We start from the raw sequence: 17,491 nt of genomic DNA, 5'->3' as shown, positions 1-17,491 counted from the left end.
GCGGCTAACCCAGGCTACGGTTCACTCTGACTTCTCAACTTCCTCGAGCTGCTGCACATCCCAGCCGCCGCCAAGCGCGGCGATCAGTTGCACGCTGGCGGTCAGCCGGCTGCCGAGCAGGGTCAGAGCGTTACGCTCGTTGCTCAACGCCGTGGCCTGCACGTTGACCACGCTGTTGTAGTCCACGGTGCCGGCACGGTATTGGTTTTCGATCAGGCGCAGCGATTCGCGCGCTGACTCCAGCGCCTGGCCCTGCACCTCGGCTTCGCGGCCCAGAACCCGCTGCTGCACCAGGTAGTCCTCGACCTCGCGGAAGCTGTCGAGCACCGCCTGGCGGTACTGGGCGACGGTCTGGTCGTAAGCCGCTTCGACCCGTTCGCTCTCGGCGCTGCGCCGACCGCCGTCGAACAGGGTCAGGGCCAGTTGCGGGCCCACCGACCAGAAACGGTTAGGCAGGTTGATCCAGTCGGCGAAGCTGCTGCCGCGGTAGCCGCCCGTGGCAGAAATGGTCAGGTCAGGAAACCAGGCAGCCTTTGCCACGCCGATTTCGGCGTTGGCAGCGATCACCCGGCGCTCGGCAGCGGCTACGTCCGGGCGACGCTCCAGTAGCTCGGATGGCACGCTGGCCGGCACCTCTGGCAGTGTCGGCAGGCTATCGCGGCGGGCGATGCTGACCTCGCTCGGCGGCACGCCGATCAGCACGGCAATGGCATGTTCGAGTTGCACGCGCTGCCACTGCAGGTCGATTGCCTGGGCTTCGGTGCTGCGCAGCTGGGTCATGGCCTGGGCGACGTCCGAGCGCGGCACGATGCCGGCCCGATACTGGTTTTCGGTCAGCCGTAGCGAGCGCTGATAGGCCGCGACCGTAGCGTCGAGCAGGCGCTGCTGCTCGTCCAGTACACGCAATTGCAGATAGCTCTGCACCAGTTCGGACTGCAGGCTCAAACGCACAGCGGCGAGGTCGGCCGCACTGGCTTCGAAGGCAGCGCGGTTGGATTCCAGGCCGCGGCGCAGCTTGCCCCACACATCCAGCTCCCAGCTGGCGTTGAGGCTCAGATCGTAGTTCTTGCTGATGCTCGACGAGCTGCCGCCGCCAATGGCGATGCCGTCCGAAGTCCGCAGCGTGCTGTCACCGCCGCCCTGCCCGGCCCGGGTCATCCCAGCGCTGGTCGACAGGGTCGGGAAGAACGCTGCACGGCCGCTGCGCAGCAAGGCGCGGGCCTGACGGTACTGGGCTTCGGAGGCGGCCAGATTCTGATTGGAAACGTTGAGACGACCGACCAGCGCATTTAGCTCGCCATCGCCATACAGCTCCCACCAGGCGCCCCGTGCCAGGGCGTCGGCCGGCACGGCGGCCTTCCAGCCGTTGGCCTGCTTGAAGGCGGCGGGCGTGTCGATATCCGGGCGCTGGTAGTCCGGGCCGACGGCGCAACCGGCCAGGGCGATGCTGAGCGCCAGCAGACAGAGGGTTCGACGAGGGGCAAAGGTCATAGAGGCGTTTCCAGAGCGGCATCGGTACGCACGCCGCGCCAGCGGTTGACCCGGTGGCGCAAGCGGTCGAGATAGAGGTAGACCACAGGCGTGGTGTAAAGCGTGAGGATCTGGCTGAGAATCAGCCCGCCGACAATGGTGATGCCCAGCGGTTGGCGCATCTCGGAGCCTTCGGCGCTGCCGAGCATCAGCGGCAAGGCGCCGAGCAGCGCTGCCAGGGTGGTCATCATGATCGGCCGGAAGCGCAGCAGACAGGCGCGGCGGATCGATTCGGCCGGGCTCAGATGCTCGTGACGCTCGAGCTGCAGCGCCAGGTCGATCATCAGAATGGCGTTCTTCTTCACCACGCCGATCAGCAGGAACAGCCCCAGCAGCGAGATCAGGCTGAACTCGGTATTCAGCAGCTTCAGCGCGAGCAGCGCACCGACACCCGCCGAGGGTAGCGTGGAGAGAATGGTCAGCGGGTGCACGTAGCTCTCGTAAAGCACGCCGAGCACGATGTACACCACCACCAGCGACATCAGGATCATCCACGGCTGGTTCTTCTGGGTCTGCTGGAATGCGCCGCCGGTGCCGCCCAGGGTGCCTTGCACATCAGTCGGCAACGCGATACGCGCCACGGCGAGGTTGATGGCGCGGGTCGCCTGGTCGAGGCTGACGCCTTCGGCCAGGGAGAAGCCGATATTCTCCACGGCGAACTGACCCTGGTGGCTGATGCGGTCATCTTCCAGACTGTTTTCCCAGTGGGCAATGGCCGACAGCGGCACCCGCGCACCGTCGGCGGTGATCAGCTGAATCTGCGCCAGGGACTCGGGGCTCTGGGCATAGCGCGGGTTGATCTCCATCACCACGCTGTACTGGTTGAGGGCGTCGTAGATGGTAGAGATCTGCCGCTGGCTGAAGGCATTGTTGAGCACGCCGGTGACCAGGCTCATGTCCACGCCCAGACGCTTGGCCTCGTCGCGGTCGACAACCAGGCGAATCTGCGGCGCGCCGCCGTCCTCGGTGGCGTCGATATCGGTCAGCTCGGGCAACGCGCGCAACGCCTCGCGTACCTTGGGCAGCCATTCGCGCAAGGCGTCCAGATCATCGGACATCAGCATGTATTCGTTTTCCGAACTGCGCCCCTGGCGGCCGCCGACCTGAAGGTCCTGATCAGGCATCAGGAACATCCGGCCACCGGGAATCTTCGGCACTTCCTTGCGCAGGCGGTCGATCACCTGCTGCGCCGAGATGTCGCGCTCCTTGATGGGCTTCAGGCGCACGATGATGATCGCGTTGTTGATGCCGCTATTACCGCCGATAAAGCCAGCCACGCTCTCCACCGCCGGGTCGGCGAGGATCGCCCGGCGGTAGGCTTCCATCTTCGGCTGCATGACCTGGAACGACAGGCCGTTGTCGCCGCGGATAAAGCCCATCAGCTGACCGGTGTCCTGCTGGGGCATGAAGGTCTTGGGCACGATGACGAACAGGAACACGTTCAGAGCGATGGTCGCGAACAGGCTGATCAGCATCAGCAGCGAGTGGCGCAGCGCCCAATCCAGGCTACGTTCGTAGCCGCGCACGATGCGCGCGCCGATACGCTCCAGCCGCCCCGGTTCACGGGCTTCATGTTTAGGCTCGGGCTTGAGCCAGCGGGCGCAGAGCATTGGAGTGAGGGTCAGCGACACCAGCAGGGAAATGACGATGGCCACCGCCAGGGTGATGGAGAACTCGCGGAACAGGCGCTCCACCAGCCCGCCCATAAACAATATGGAAAGGAACACCGCCACCAGCGAGACGTTCATCGACAAGAGCGTGAAACCCACCTCGCGGGCGCCCTTGAAGGCCGCCGCCATTGGCGTTTCCCCCGCCTCGATATGCCGGCTGATGTTCTCCAGCACCACGATGGCGTCGTCCACCACCAGGCCGGTGGCGATGATCAGCGCCATCAGCGACAGGTTGTTCAGCGAGAAGCCCAAGAGATATATGGCGGCGAACGAGCCAACTAACGACACCGGCACCGCCAGGGCGGGAATCAGCGCCGCGCGCCAGCGGCGCAGAAAGGCAAAGACCACCAGAATCACCAGCACCACGGCGATCAGCAGGGTGTGCTCGGCCTCCTTGAGCGTGGCGCGAATCACCGGCGAGCGGTCCATGGCCACTTCCAGATCGGCACTGGCCGGGATCACGCTGCGCAGCTCGGGCAGCAAGGCGCGGATGCCGGCGACGGTCTCGATGATGTTCGCCCCGCTCTGCCGGTTCACCACCACCAGCACGGCCTGCTTGTCGTTGTAGAAACCGCTGTTGTAGCGATCCTGCACGCCGTCGGTGACCTGGGCGACATCGCCCAGGCGAATCGCCGCGCCATCCTGGTAGCGGATGATCATCGGCACGTAGTCGGCGGCGCGCTCCAGCTGGTCGCTGGCCTGCACCTGCCAGTGGCGTCCGGCATCCTCGACCGCGCCCTTGGGGCGCTTGGCGTTGGCGGAAGCGATGGTCGAACGCACGTCGTCCAGCGCCAGGCCGTACTGATCGAGCAGACGCGGCTCCAGCGCCACGCGCACGGCCGGCAGCGAACTGCCGCCGATCTGCACTTCACCGACACCGGTGACCTGGGACAGCTTCTGGCCGACGATGGTCGAAGCCACGTCGTACAGCTGGCCCTTGTCGAGCACGCTGGAGGTCAGCGACAGCACCATGATCGGCGCCTGGGACGGGTTGATCTTGCGGTAGGTGGGCATGCTGCGCATGCCGCTGGGCAGCAGCTCGCGCGAGGCGTTGATGGCTGCTTGCACCTCGCGGGCCGCAGCGTTGATGTCACGGTCAAGATCGAACTCGATCATGATCCGCGTGTTGCCCTGGCTACTGTTACTGTTCATCTGGCTGACGCCGGCGATGGCGCCCAGCGAACGCTCCAGCGGCGTGGCCACGGTGGCGGCCATCACCTGGGGGCTGGCACCGGGCAGGCTGGCCTGCACGGTGATTACCGGAAAGTCCATGTTCGGCAGCGGCGCCACCGGCAACAGGCCGAAGCTGACGCCGCCGAGCAGCATGATCGCCAAGCTCAGCAGCAACGTGGCCACCGGGCGGCGGATGAAGGGTGCCGAAAGATTCATGCGCTTGGCACACCCGCCGCACTGCGGCCGCTGAAACGCCGGGCCAGGCGGTCGAAGTACAGGTAGATCACCGGCGTGGTGAACAGGGTGAGGATCTGGCTGAGCAGCAGGCCGCCGACCATCACCAGGCCCAGGGGCTGACGCAGCTCGGCGCCGGAGCCGGAAGCGAGCATCAGCGGGATGGCGCCGAACAACGCTGCCAGGGTGGTCATCAGGATCGGCCGGAAGCGCAGCAGCGCCGCCTGGTAGATCGCGTCATGGGGCGTCATGCCCTGGTGGCGCTCGGCGTCCAGGGCGAAGTCGATCATCATGATGGCGTTCTTCTTGACGATGCCAATCAACAGGATGATGCCGATGATCGCGATCAGCCCCAGGTCGTTACCGGTCAGCAGCAGCGCCAGCAAGGCGCCGACGCCGGCCGACGGTAGGGTCGAGAGGATGGTGATCGGGTGGATGTAGCTCTCGTAGAGCACGCCGAGCACGATGTACATGGTCACCACCGCTGCCAGGATCAGCAGCAGCGTCGACGACAGCGAGGCGCGGAACGCCTCGGCGGCGCCCTGGAAATTGACCTGTACGCTGACCGGCATGTCGATTTCCTGCTGCACCCGCTCGATCACCGCCACTGCGTCGCCCAGAGCAACGCCGGGGCTGAGGTTGAACGACAGCGTCGCCGCCGGGAACTGGCCGATATGGTTGATCAACAGGCTCGCAGCGCGCTCCTCGACATGGGCCAGGGACGACAGCGGCACCTGCTCGCCATCAGCGGTGGCCACATGGATCTGGCGCAGCGCGGCCGGGCCGATGCTGCCGGCGTTGGCGCTCTCCAGCACCACGCGGTACTGGCTGGCCTGGGTGTAGATGGTGGAGATTTGCCGCTGACCGAAGGCGTCGTATAGCGCGTCGTCGATGTTCGCCACGCTCACGCCCAAGCGTCCGGCCATGTCGCGGTCGATGTTAAGGTACACCTGCAGGCCGCGGCTCTGCAGATCGCTGGTCACGTCGCTGAGCGACGGCTGCTGACGCAGTGCCTCGACCATCTTCGTCGACCAGGTTTCCAACAGCGCCGGATCCGGCGACTCCAGACTGAACTGGAACTGGGTACGGCTGACCCGATCCTCGATGGACAGATCCTGAACCGGCTGCAGGAACAGCTCGATACCCGGCAGCTTGGCGAGTTCCGGGCGCAGCCGCTCGATCACCTGACTGGCATTGACGTCACGCTCGGCGTGGGGCTTGAGGTTGATCAGCATGCGCCCGCTATTGAGCGTCGGGTTGTCGCCATCCACACCGATATAGGACGACAGACTGGCCACCGCTGGATCCTTGAGGATCACGTCGGCCAGGCGCTGCTGACGCTCGCTCATGGCGCTGAAGGAAATCGACTGCGGCGCCTCGGAAATACCCTGGATCACGCCGGTGTCCTGCACCGGAAAGAAGCCCTTGGGCACCGCCAGGTACAGCACCACGGTCAGTGCCATGGTGCCGATGGCCACCAGCAGGGTCAGCGGCTGGTGCCGCAGCACCCAGCGCAGGCCCACTGAATAGCGCTCGATCATGCGGTCGATAACGGCCCCAGCACCGCGGTAGAAGCGCCCCTGCTCCGCTTCCGGCTCGTGCCTGAGCAGGCGTGCGCACATCATCGGCGTCAGCGTCAGGGAAATTACCAGGGAAATCAGGATGGCCACCGCCAGGGTGATGGCGAACTCGCGGAACAGCCGCCCCACTACATCGGCCATGAACAGCAGCGGGATCAGCACGGCGATCAGCGACAGGGTCAGCGACACTAGGGTGAAGCCGATCTGTTTGGCGCCCTTGAGCGCGGCGTTGAGCGGCGTCTCGCCATCTTCCAGATGGCGGGCAATGTTCTCCAGCATGACGATGGCGTCGTCGACCACAAAACCGGTGGCGATGGTCAGCGCCATCAGCGTCAGGTTGTTGACCGTGAAACCAGCCAGGTACATGACGCCAAAGGTGCCGATCAGCGACAGCGGCACCACCACCGAAGGAATCAGCGTGGCCGATACCTTGCGCAGGAACAGGAAAGTGACCATCACCACCAGGGCGATGGCCAGCATCAGTTCGTGCTGCACGTCACGCACGGCGGCGCGGATGGTCTGGGTGCGGTCGGTGAGCACCGTCACCTCGACACTGGCCGGCAAACCCTGGGTCAGGTTGGGCAGCAGGGCCTGGATGCGATCGACCACATCGATGACGTTGGCACCCGGCTGGCGCTGCACGTTGACCAGCACCGCGCTGTTCTGGTTGGCCCAGGCGGCGAGGCGCTGATTCTCTGCGCCGTCGACGATATCGGCCACGTCGCGCAGGCGCAGCGCTGCACCGTTGGCGTAGGAGAGGATCAGGTCGCGGTATTCGTCGGCCGAACGCAGCTGGTCGTTGGCGTCGAGCTGGGACACCCGCGTCGGACCGTCGAAGTTGCCCTTGGGCTGATTGACGTTGCTTGCGTTGATCAGCGTGCGCACATCGGAAAGATTCAGACCATAGGCCGCCAGGGCCTCGGGATTGACACGGATGCGCACGGCCGGGCGCTGACCACCGGCCAGCGATACCAGGCCGACGCCGGTGGTTTGCGCCAGTTTCTGTGCAAGGCGCGTATCAACCAGGTCATTGACCTTGGGCAGCGGCATTTCCTTGGACGTCACCGCCAGGGTCAGCACTGGCGTGTCCGCCGGGTTGACCTTGCTGTACACCGGCGGCGCCGGCAGGTCGCCCGGCAGCAGGTTGGTGGCACCATTGATGGCCGCCTGCACCTCTTGCTCGGCGACATCCAGCTGCACTTCCAGGTTGAAGCGCAGGGTAATCACCGAGGCGCCACCGGAGCTGGTCGAAGACATCTGCTGCAAGCCGGCCATCTGCCCGAACTGGCGCTCCAGCGGCGCGGTTACGGCGCTGGTCATCACGTCGGGGCTAGCGCCGGGATACAGAGTCATCACCCGGATGGTCGGGTAGTCCACCTCGGGTAGCGCCGAAACGGGCAACAAACGGTAGGCGATCACACCGCTCAAGAAGATCGCCAGCATGATCAGCGTGGTAGCGACCGGTCGCAGGATGAACAGGCGTGAGACGTTCATGAAGCGCTGCGCACCCGCAGAGCGGCTTCCCCGGTGGCGGGTGGCTCGCTGGCGCCCTCGCCGATCACTTCGACCTTGTTGCCTTCACGCAGGCGGTCGGTACCTTCGACCACCACGCGCTCGCCCGCCGAGACGCCGTCCTCGATCACCGTGAACTCGCCATCGCTGGGGCCGACCTTGATCTTGCGCACCTGTACCTTATCCTCGCCATCGATCACGTAGGCGAAGGTGCCGCTGGCGCCGAACTGCACGGCGGCTATCGGCACCACCAGGGCGTCGCTGCGCACCGAGACCTGCAGGCGGGTGTTGATGAACTGGTTGGGGAACAGCATCTCGTCGGCGTTCTCGAAGCGTGCCTTGAGCTTGACCGTACCAGTGGCGGTGTCGATCTGGTTGTCCAGGCTCTCCAGCTCGCCCTCGGCCAGCTGCTGCTTCTCGCTGCGATCCCAGGCCTGCACCACCAGTTTCTGCTCCGCGCGCACCTGCTTGAGCACGCTCGGCAGCTCGCCTTCGGGCAGGGTGAACATCACCGAAATCGGCCGCGTCTGGGTGATCGCCACGATGGGGTCGGTATCGCCGGACGCCACCAGGTTGCCCAGGTCGACCTGGCGGATACCCAGGCGGCCGTCGATGGGCGCGCGCACCTTGGTGAAATCAAGGTTCAGCTTGGCGTTGGCCACGGCCGCCTGGTTGTTCTGCAGGGTGCCGCGGTACTGGTTGACCAGCGCTTCCTGGGTGTCCAGGGTCTGGCGGGCGATGGAGTCTTCCTTGAACAGCCCGCGGTACAGCGCCAGGTCCTTTTCGGCGGCGCGCAGCTGGGCCTGGTTCTCGGCCAGGGTGCCCTGGGCCTGCTGCAGGGCGATCTCGTAGGGGCGCGGATCGATCTGCACCAGAACGTCGCCGGCCTTGACCGGCTGGCCGTCCTTGAACAGCACCTTGGTCAGTTGACCGTCGACGCGGGCACGTACATTGGCGGTGTTGTAGGCGGTCACCGTACCCAGGGCCTTGAGCACGATGGGAAAATCGCGGGACTCGACCTGGGCGATGCGCACCGGTACGTTGTCGAAGCCCCAGCCAGGCATACCCTTGGGTTCCTGTTTGCTCTGCCAGAACCACCAGATCAGCACGATGACCAACGCCAGCAACAACAGGCCGATAAGCCACTGACGTTTGGAGGATGGGGTTCTCGACGCTGCATTCACTTCAGACATGGGCCAATCGCTTCGGGTGAGGAGCGTGAACGATAAGCACTCCTCGACATGAAGCAAAGCCTCTTTACCGGCTATTTACCTTCACACCTGAATTTAAGTGATAAATGCATTACTCAGCGGCCCATAACCCCTCTGTTTCGGGCTCGTCAGGCATTACGGATATGTTGCCTGGTGTTGCTTGAAAGGCGGCCTGCGCTTACAGCACGACCTGATGTTCGGCCTGCCCCTGAACCGGCACATCGACGGCGAACAACTTGCCAGCGTGGGGTTCGGCGGCGAGTTGGTCGTCTTCCATGCCTTCGCGCGCGGACGTGGCGAACAGGGTCGACAGATCCGGCCCCGCGAATGCCGGGCAGGAGATCTGCGAGGCGGGAAAGGCCACAGCCTGCAGGAACTGACCGTTGCTGTCGTAACAGGCGACCCGCGAGGCGCCCCACTGGGCGTTCCACAGCCGGCCCAAGGCATCTACCACCGCGCCATCAGGGTTTAGGCCTGCCACGCGGCCATCGATGAACAGCTGTGGCTCACCGCTCGGCCAGCCATGCTGTTCGCCCAGCGCCTGGCGCCAGATGCGCTGGCGTTCAGTATCGGCGAAATAGCCGAAACGCCGGTCCGGCGAGAAACAGATGGCGTTGCTGATGGTGATATCGGCGAACAGCTGGCGCAGCTCGCCGCGGTAATAACGATAGATGGCGCCAGCCTGGGGCTGGGCTTCGAGGCCCATGGTGCCTATCCAGAAACCACCCCAGGGGTCGGCGCGGCCATCATTGGAGCGGGTCAGCGGGTTGTCCGCTTCCAAGGCGCAGATCCGCTCGCGGGCACCGCTGCGCAGATCGAAGATCGACAGCGCCGTTTCGCTGGCCATCAGCAGGCGATCGCTGTCGATCCAGCCGGCGGCCGACGCCCTCTCGCCGAGCGCCCATTCCAGCGGCTGCCCATCCTGCTGGCTAAGCAGACGCTTGCCGAGGATATCGAACCAGAACAGCTGCTCGCGCCGCGGATGCCAGAGCACGCCCTCGCCCAGGGTGCAGACCCGGGAATCGGCGATACGGGTGGTGTTGCTGCCGGGGGGGGGCGCAGCCATGTCTAGATGCCTCCTCGAATGTGCTGGTGGGCGGCCGCCAAGCCAGCCAGGGTGACCTGTTCGGCGCCCAGGGTGCGGGCGCTGATGCCTTGGGCCGCCAGGGCGTGACGATAGCGCTCGGCTGCCTCGCCATCACCGATTACACAGACCGGCAGGCCCTGCCAGTGTTCAGGCAATCCCGACAGTTCCTGACCGATCAGCAAACCGGACAGGCGCGAGCGCGCCGCGGCCGGGGCCAGCCCTTCGAGCAGGCTTTCGGCACGCAGGCCGAATAGCGCGCCGAGCAGCGGGCGTTCGGTCGCGGCATGCAGCCCCGCATCGAAAGCCGAACGATCCAAAGGATGATTGCCCTGCATGCCGTGGCGCAGCACCGATTGGCCGCTGAGCAGCGCGAACAGCTCGCCGGTCATGAAGGTCTGGAAGCTCAGCACCTTGCCACCCCGCACCTCGGCCCATTTGCTGTGGGTGCCGGGAAGGCAGACCAGCCCGTGATAATCCGGCCACTCGACCAGCAGACCAGCGATCTGGGTTTCCTCGCCGCGCAGCACATCGGCCGGCGAACGCTGACACAGGCCGGGGATGATCGACACGCGAATACGTGCATCGATGACCTCAGGGTTGATCACGCGCGCCATGGACTGGGGCGCACAGGGCACCTCGGCATAGGGCGCCTCACGCCAGCCCTGGCGGGCGCCGACCATGCCGCAGGCGACCACCTCGGTGACGCGGTCGACCGGCAGCCAGCCGTCGATCAGCTCGAGCAGCGCACCTTCGAACTGATCCACTGCCAGACTGCCCATGCCCCGCGCCGACGCAGCGTGCTGCAGCACCTCACCGTCAGCCGACAGCGCCCAGGCGCGCAATTGCGTGGTGCCCCAGTCGACGGCGATCCAGCTGACCTCGCTCATGTGCGCCGCCCTCTCCTGCTCAATGGCTGTCTTTGGGAATGCCGGCGCCACGGCAGCCCTTGAGGAAGTCGAAGTCCGCGCCGCTGTCGGCGCCCTCCACGTGATCGTGGAACAGCTTGATGTAGCCACTGGTTGGTGCCTCGACGGTGGGTTTCCACTCGGCCAGGCGCTGGCGCAGTTCTTCATCGGTGATATCCAGATGGATGCGTCGGGCGTCTACGTCGAGTTCGATCATGTCGCCATCGCGCACCACCGCCAACGGGCCGCCGGCCGCCGCTTCCGGCGTGGTGTGCAGCACCACGGTGCCGTAGGCCGTGCCGGACATGCGTGCATCGGAAATGCGCACCATGTCGGTGATGCCCTTGCGCAGCACCTTGGGCGGCAGGCCCATGTTGCCCACTTCAGCCATGCCCGGATAACCGCGCGGGCCACAGTTCTTCAGCACCATCACGCAGTTTTCGTCGATATCCAGGCTCTCGTCGTTGATCTTCGCCTTGTAGTCGTCGATGTCCTCGAACACCACGGCGCGGCCGCGGTGCTGCATCAGGTGCGGTGATGCCGCCGAAGGCTTGAGCACCGCGCCGCGTGGCGCCAGGTTGCCGCGCAGCACGGCGATGCCGCCTTTGGCGGTGAGCGCCTTGTCGACGGGGCGGATGACGTCCTCGTTCCAGTTGCGAACGTCCTTGACCTCTTCCCAGATGGTCTGCCCGGAAGCGGTCAGCGCGCCCTTGTGCAGCTTGCCACCCTCGCCGAGCATGCGGATCACCACCGGCAGGCCACCGGCGTAGAAGAACTCTTCCATCAGGTATTTGCCCGAGGGCATCAGGTTGACGATGGTCGAGATGTCCTGGCCCAGGCGGTCCCAGTCGTCCAGGGTCAGGTCGACGCCGACGCGGCCGGCGATAGCCAGCAGGTGAATCACCGCATTGGTCGAGCCGCCAATCGCGCCATTGACGCGGATGGCGTTCTCGAAAGCCTGACGGGTCATGATGTCGGACGGTTTCAGGTCGTCCTTGACCATCTGCACGATGCGCCGCCCGGTCAGGTGCGCCATTACCCGGCGGCGGCTGTCCACCGCGGGAATCGCCGCGTTGCCAGACAGCGCCATGCCCAGTGCCTCGGCCATGCTGGCCATGGTGCTGGCGGTGCCCATGGTATTGCACGAGCCCGGCGAGCGGGACATCGACTGCTCGGCCTCAAGGAAGTCCTCGCGGCTCATCTTGCCGGCCTTGATATCTTCGGACATCTGCCACAGCGCGGTGCCCGACCCGACCCGCTCGCCACGGAACCAGCCGTTGAGCATCGGCCCGCCGGACACCAGAATGGCCGGAATGTCCACGCTGGCGGCGCCCATCAGCAGCGCCGGGGTGGTCTTGTCGCAACCGGCCAGCAGCACCACGCCGTCCAGCGGATTAGCGCGCAGCGCTTCCTCGACGTCCATCGCCGCCATGTTGCGGTACATCATCGCGGTCGGGCGCAGCGAGCTCTCACCCGGCGAGAACACCGGGAACTCCAGCGGCAGGCCGCCGGCTTCGTAGATGCCGTGCTTGACCCGTTCGGCCAGATCACGCAGGTGGGCGTTGCAGGGCGTGAGCTGCGACCACGTATTGCAGATGCCGATCACCGGGCGGCCGTCGAACAGGTCGGCCGGCAAGCCCTGGTTCTTCATCCAGCTACGATGATAGATGTGATCACGCGAGTTGCCGCCGAACCATTCGGTGGAGCGCAGCTTGCGCGGCCAGACTGCCGGTTTGAAGGTGCTCATACCCAACCCCCATCAACGATGAAATTCTGCGCGGTGCACATCGCCGCCGCGTCGGATGCCAGAAACAGCGCCATATCGGCGATATGCTCGGGCAGCAATTGGCCGGGCATGCACTGGTTCTGGCGGATCTGTTCCTTGGCCGCTTCGTCGACCCACATGGCCAACTGCTTCTCGGTCATCACCCAGCCTGGTACCAGGGTGTTGACGCGAATCCGCTCCTTGCCCAGATCCCGCGCCAGGCCACGGGTCAAACCGTGAGTGGCGGCCTTGCTGGCGGCATACACCGGGTAGCCGGCCGAGGCCATCATCCAGCCCACCGAGCCGAAATTGATGATCGCGCCGCCACCGGCCTGGCGCATCATCGGCACCACCGCCTGGGTGGCGAAGGTGGCGTGGCGCAGGTTGACGGCGATCAGCTCGTCGAAACGCTCCACGCTGATCGAATCCAGGGCGTGGCGCACGTCATTGGCTGCGTTGTTGAGCAGCGCGGTGATCGGCCCGAACTGCTCAGCCACCTTGTGGATGGCCGCCTGATAGGCCTTCACATCGGTGATGTCGCAGCGCAGGAACAGCACCTGGTGGCCTGCTTCTGTCAGCTCACTGGCCAGGGCCTTGCCATGCTTGTCGTCGATATCGACGAAGGCGGTACGCGCACCCTGCCTGGCGAACGCGGTGACCAGTGCGCGGCCGATGCCGGTGGCGCCACCGGAAATCAGCACGGTGCGCCCAGCCAGGTCGGCGTACACCGCTTTGCCTGATGGTTGATTGTGGCTATTCATGGCCTGTTACCTCGTGTTCATCCCGCGGCGCCCAGCCTCGCCAGGCGCCCGCGGTACTACGGAAATAGGTGGATGGCGCTTCAGCGTCTCTTAACGGGACTTGCTCTTGTTGACGACGTCGAAAATCACAGCGGCGAGCAGCACCAAGCCCTTGATCACCTGTTGCCATTCGATGCCGATGCCGAGGATCGACATGCCGTTGTTCATCACGCCCATGATCAGGGCGCCGATCACTGCGCCGATGATCTTGCCGACACCACCGGACATCGAAGCTCCGCCGATGAACACCGCGGCGATCACGTCCAGCTCGAACGACACGCCAGCCTTGGGCGTGGCGGTGTTGAGGCGCGCGGCGAAGATCAGCCCGGCCAGGGCGGCGAGCATGCCCATGTTGACGAAGGCCAGGAAGGTCAGGCGCTCGGTGTTGATGCCCGACAGCTTGGCCGCCTTGACGTTGCCGCCGATGGCGTAGATGCGTCGGCCCAGCGTGGTGCGGTTGGTCAGGAAGGTGTAGGCGCTGATCAGCATGGCCATGATGATCAGCACGTTCGGCAGGCCGCGATAGGTGGCCAAGAGATACGCGATATAGACGATGGCGCCGGCGATCAGCAGGTTCTTGGCGATGAAGAACACGCCGGGCTCGTCGACGATGCCGTAGCGCTTGGCACGTCGACGGCCACGTACCGCCAGGTAGATGATCAGCGCGGCAGCGAACACACCGAGCACCAGAGCGGTGACGTTCGGGCGCTTGACGCCGAAGATGTCCGGAATGAAGCCGTTGCTCATCAGCTGGAAGCTGCTGGAGAACGGGCCGATCGATTGGCCGTCGAGTACAGCCAGGGTCAGGCCGCGAAACACAAGCATGCCGGCGAGCGTCACAATGAACGAGGGGATTTGCCAATAGGCGATCCAGTACCCCTGAGCTGCGCCGATCAGACAGCCCATCAACAGGCACACCGGCACCACCAGCGAGGTGGACCAGCCCCACTGCACCATCATCACCGCCGCGGCGGCGCCGACGAAGCCGACCACCGAGCCGACCGACAGGTCGATATGCCCCGAGACGATCACCAGCAACATGCCCAGGGCCATGATGATGATGTAGCTGTTCTGCAGCAGCAGGTTGGTGAGGTTGACCGGGCGCATCAGCGTGCCGTCGGTGAGCACCTCGAACAGCGCCATGATGACCACCAGTGTCAGCAGCATGCCGTAGTCGCGGATGTGGCTCTTCATGTGGCCCAGCAGCGAGGGGCGCGCCGGCTGGGCCTGCTGGGTTTGTGCGGTTTGGTTGTTGTTATCCATTGGGTTGTCCTCGCTCACGCCTTGACGATCATCGACATGATCTTTTCCTGGCTCGCCTCTTCACGTGCCAGTTCGCCCAGGAAGGCGCCGTCGTTCATTACGTAGATGCGGTCGCACATGCCCAGCAGTTCAGGCATCTCCGACGAGATGATGATCACGCCCTTGCCATCGGCGGCGAGCTGGTTGATCAAGCTGTAGATCTCGAACTTGGCACCCACGTCGATGCCGCGGGTGGGCTCGTCGAGAATCAGCACCTCGGGCTTGGCGAACAGCCATTTGCTGAGCACCACCTTCTGCTGGTTGCCGCCCGACAGGTTGAGCACCTTCTGGAATACCCCCGGCGTGCGGATGTGCATGGCCTCGCGGTACTGCTCGGCGACCCGGCGCTCCTCGTGCTCGTCGATCACCCCGTGCTTCGACACGCCTGGCAGGTTGGCCAGGGTGGTGTTGCACTGGATGCTCTCGTCGAGCACCAGGCCCAGGGCCTTGCGGTCTTCGGTGACGTAGGCGATGCCGTTGTCCACCGCGCGGCGCACGGTCGACACGTCGATCGGCTGGCCGCGCAGGTGTACGGAGCCGGAGATGTTGCGCCCGTAGCTCTTGCCGAACACGCTCATCGCCAGCTCGGTGCGCCCTGCCCCCATCAACCCGGCGATGCCGACCACTTCGCCAGCGGCCACGCGCAGGTTGACGTTGCGGATCATCTGCCGGGACGCCGACTCGGGGTGCCAGACGTTCCAGTCGCGAATCTCCAACAGGGTTTCGCCGATCCGCGGCGTGCGCTCCGGGTAGCGGTTCTCCATGTCGCGGCCGACCATGCCGCGAATGATGGTTTCTTCACTGACCGCTTCGGTATGGCAATCCATGCTGCTCACCGAGGCGCCGTCGCGCAGCACCGTGATGCTGTCGGCGACGCGGCTGACTTCGTTGAGCTTGTGGGAAATCAGAATCGAGGAAATCCCCTGGGCGCGAAACTCCAGCAGCAGGTCGAGCAGCTTCTGGCTGTCGTTTTCCTGCAGCGCCGCGGTGGGCTCATCGAGAATCAGGAGTTTGACGTCCTTGGCCAGCGCCTTGGCGATTTCCACCAGTTGCTGCTTGCCGACACCAAGCTTCTCCACCGGCGTGGTGGCGACCTCGTCGAGGCCGACTTTCTTGAGCAGCGTTTCGGTGCGCCGGTACACCTCGGGCCAGTCGATCACGCCATTACTGGCGATCTCGTTACCGAGAAACAGGTTCTCGGCGATCGACAGCAGCGGCACCAGCGCCAGCTCCTGGTGGATGATGATGATGCCTTCACGCTCGCTGTCGCGAATGCCGGTGAAGGCCAGCGGCTTGCCTTCGTAGACGATCTCGCCTTCGTAGCTGCCGTGGGGATACACGCCGCTGAGCACCTTCATCAGGGTCGACTTGCCGGCGCCGTTCTCGCCGCACAGGGCGTGAATTTCGCCGCGTCGCACCTTCAGATTGACGTTGTTGAGCGCTTTCACGCCGGGGAACGTCTTGGTGATGCCGCGCATTTCCAGAATGATGTCTTGCTGCATGGCTTTATCCATCCGCAAGGCACGCGCCAGCCGCAGCGAGCGCGCCATGCTCAGGTAAACAAGGAGGTGAAAGGCCGGCAGCGACGAGGCTGCCGGCAGAGCGGCTTACTGGATCTGGTTCTTGGTGTAGTAACCGCTGTCGATCAACACCTTTTCCCAGTTGCTCTTGTCGACCGTGACCGGCTGCAGCAGGTAGGCCGGAACGACCTTCTTGCCGTTGTCGTAGGTCTTGGTGTCGTTGATCTGCGGCTCGCTGCCTTCGAGCAGCGCCTTGACCATGCCGACGGTCACTTCGGCCAGCTGGCGAGTGTCCTTGAAGATCGACGAATACTGCTCGCCGGCGAGGATCGATTTCACCGACGGCACTTCCGAATCCTGACCGGTGACGATCGGCATCGGCATGTCGCCGGAACCGTAGCCAACACCTTTCAGGGACGACAGCACGCCGATGGATATACCGTCATAGGGCGACAGCACGCCATCGAGGCGCTCCTTGGTGTAGTTGGCGGACAGCAGGTTATCCATGCGTGCCTGGGCGGTAGCGCCGTCCCAACGCAGGGTGCCGACCTTGCCCATGCCGGTCTGGCCGGAAAGGATCTTGATCTCGCCCTTGTCGATCAGCGGCTGCAGCACCGACATGGCGCCGTTGTAGAAGAAGTAGGCGTTGTTGTCGTCCGGCGAGCCACCGAACAGCTCGACGTTGTACGGACCCTTGCCGCGCGCCTGCATGCCCTTGACCAGGGATTCGGCCTGCAGCACGCCAACCTTGGTGTTGTCGAAGGTCGCATAGTAGTCGACGTATTCGCTGTCACGGATCAGGCGGTCATAGGCGATCACCTTGATGCCGGCAGCGTCGGCGTTTTCCAGGGCGTTGGTCAGGGTGGTGCCATCGATGGCAGCGATGACCAGGACGTTTACGCCCTTGACCATCATGTTCTCGATCTGCGAGACCTGGGTGGGAATGTCGTCTTCGGCGTACTGCAGGTCAGCCTTGTAGCCGGCTTTCTCCAGCTGCTTGACCATGTTGTTGCCGTCGTCGATCCAGCGCGCGGACGACTTGGTCGGCATCGCGATACCGACGAAGCCCTTTTCGGCAGCGCCAACCGATGCAGCGCTGACCAGAGTGGCGCCCATGGCCATGGCGGCCACGAGTTTACGGATGGTGTTCATTCAGCTTCTCCTGGCGACGCCTGGCGCGCTCAGGGACGCGCGACATCGCG

At 64.7% G+C, this 17,491-nt stretch carries 11 protein-coding genes; all 11 read right to left on the bottom strand.

Annotated features, from left to right (window positions below):
- Positions 1 to 21: 21 nt before the first annotated feature.
- The 11 genes from FB481_RS20735 to chvE all read right to left on the bottom strand — a co-directional run bounded on the left by FB481_RS20735 (position 22) and on the right by chvE (position 17,441).
- Complete coding sequence (locus FB481_RS20735; RefSeq protein ID WP_147177593.1) at positions 22 to 1,491, bottom strand: efflux transporter outer membrane subunit; 1,470 nt, start codon at positions 1,489 to 1,491, stop codon at positions 22 to 24.
- Positions 1,488 to 4,589 carry an efflux RND transporter permease subunit gene (locus tag FB481_RS20730; protein ID WP_147177592.1) on the bottom strand — a complete coding sequence of 1,034 codons (3,102 nt, stop codon included), beginning with the start codon at positions 4,587 to 4,589 and terminating at the stop codon, positions 1,488 to 1,490. The genes FB481_RS20735 and FB481_RS20730 overlap by 4 nt, the downstream gene beginning before the upstream one ends.
- Positions 4,586 to 7,681, bottom strand: a complete 3,096-nt coding sequence (locus FB481_RS20725) for an MdtB/MuxB family multidrug efflux RND transporter permease subunit (RefSeq protein ID WP_093504452.1) — start codon at positions 7,679 to 7,681, stop codon at positions 4,586 to 4,588. Before FB481_RS20725 ends, FB481_RS20730 begins: the two co-directional genes overlap by 4 nt.
- Positions 7,678 to 8,892 carry an MdtA/MuxA family multidrug efflux RND transporter periplasmic adaptor subunit gene (locus FB481_RS20720; protein ID WP_147177591.1) on the bottom strand — a complete coding sequence of 405 codons (1,215 nt, stop codon included), beginning with the start codon at positions 8,890 to 8,892 and terminating at the stop codon, positions 7,678 to 7,680. The genes FB481_RS20725 and FB481_RS20720 overlap by 4 nt, the downstream gene beginning before the upstream one ends.
- A gap of 196 nt (positions 8,893 to 9,088) precedes the next feature.
- On the bottom strand, positions 9,089 to 9,976 hold the full coding sequence (locus FB481_RS20715; protein ID WP_147177590.1) for an SMP-30/gluconolactonase/LRE family protein: 888 nt from the start codon (positions 9,974 to 9,976) through the stop codon (positions 9,089 to 9,091).
- 2 nt (positions 9,977 to 9,978) lie between these two features.
- Positions 9,979 to 10,884, bottom strand: a complete 906-nt coding sequence (locus FB481_RS20710) for a 2-dehydro-3-deoxygalactonokinase (RefSeq protein WP_147177589.1) — start codon at positions 10,882 to 10,884, stop codon at positions 9,979 to 9,981.
- 19 nt (positions 10,885 to 10,903) lie between these two features.
- Positions 10,904 to 12,649, bottom strand: coding sequence for an L-arabinonate dehydratase (gene araD / locus FB481_RS20705; RefSeq protein WP_147177588.1), 1,746 nt, complete (start codon positions 12,647 to 12,649; stop codon positions 10,904 to 10,906).
- Entirely contained in the window at positions 12,646 to 13,428 is a 783-nt protein-coding gene (locus tag FB481_RS20700; RefSeq protein ID WP_147177587.1) for an SDR family NAD(P)-dependent oxidoreductase, read from the bottom strand. The genes araD and FB481_RS20700 overlap by 4 nt, the downstream gene beginning before the upstream one ends.
- A gap of 90 nt (positions 13,429 to 13,518) precedes the next feature.
- The gene (mmsB, locus tag FB481_RS20695) at positions 13,519 to 14,730 is read right to left on the bottom strand and encodes a multiple monosaccharide ABC transporter permease (RefSeq protein ID WP_093504439.1); all 1,212 of its coding nucleotides are present in this window, start codon (positions 14,728 to 14,730) and stop codon (positions 13,519 to 13,521) included.
- 14 nt (positions 14,731 to 14,744) lie between these two features.
- Complete coding sequence (gene mmsA, locus FB481_RS20690; protein ID WP_147177586.1) at positions 14,745 to 16,271, bottom strand: multiple monosaccharide ABC transporter ATP-binding protein; 1,527 nt, start codon at positions 16,269 to 16,271, stop codon at positions 14,745 to 14,747.
- 105 nt (positions 16,272 to 16,376) lie between these two features.
- Positions 16,377 to 17,441 (bottom strand): multiple monosaccharide ABC transporter substrate-binding protein, encoded by a 1,065-nt coding sequence (chvE, locus tag FB481_RS20685; protein ID WP_027905527.1) that lies wholly within the window; start codon positions 17,439 to 17,441, stop codon positions 16,377 to 16,379.
- Between the last annotated feature and the right edge of the window lie 50 nt (positions 17,442 to 17,491).

This window comes from Pseudomonas sp. AG1028 (assembly GCF_007993955.1).
GTDB classification, from domain to species: domain Bacteria; phylum Pseudomonadota; class Gammaproteobacteria; order Pseudomonadales; family Pseudomonadaceae; genus Aquipseudomonas; species Aquipseudomonas straminea.
Note: the sequence above shows the minus strand (reverse complement) of the source record. Positions and strands in the feature narration are given on the sequence as shown.

Coding starts and splice junctions, on each gene's coding strand:
- FB481_RS20710 (WP_147177589.1), bottom strand. CDS start 10,884: ATGAGCGAGGTCAGCTGGATCGCCGTCGACTGGGGCACCACGCAATTG.
- FB481_RS20725 (WP_093504452.1), bottom strand. CDS start 7,681: ATGAACGTCTCACGCCTGTTCATCCTGCGACCGGTCGCTACCACGCTG.
- araD (WP_147177588.1), bottom strand. CDS start 12,649: ATGAGCACCTTCAAACCGGCAGTCTGGCCGCGCAAGCTGCGCTCCACC.
- mmsA (WP_147177586.1), bottom strand. CDS start 16,271: ATGCAGCAAGACATCATTCTGGAAATGCGCGGCATCACCAAGACGTTC.
- FB481_RS20715 (WP_147177590.1), bottom strand. CDS start 9,976: ATGGCTGCGCCCCCCCCCGGCAGCAACACCACCCGTATCGCCGATTCC.
- chvE (WP_027905527.1), bottom strand. CDS start 17,441: ATGAACACCATCCGTAAACTCGTGGCCGCCATGGCCATGGGCGCCACT.
- FB481_RS20700 (WP_147177587.1), bottom strand. CDS start 13,428: ATGAATAGCCACAATCAACCATCAGGCAAAGCGGTGTACGCCGACCTG.
- FB481_RS20730 (WP_147177592.1), bottom strand. CDS start 4,589: ATGAATCTTTCGGCACCCTTCATCCGCCGCCCGGTGGCCACGTTGCTG.
- FB481_RS20720 (WP_147177591.1), bottom strand. CDS start 8,892: ATGTCTGAAGTGAATGCAGCGTCGAGAACCCCATCCTCCAAACGTCAG.
- FB481_RS20735 (WP_147177593.1), bottom strand. CDS start 1,491: ATGACCTTTGCCCCTCGTCGAACCCTCTGTCTGCTGGCGCTCAGCATC.
- mmsB (WP_093504439.1), bottom strand. CDS start 14,730: ATGGATAACAACAACCAAACCGCACAAACCCAGCAGGCCCAGCCGGCG.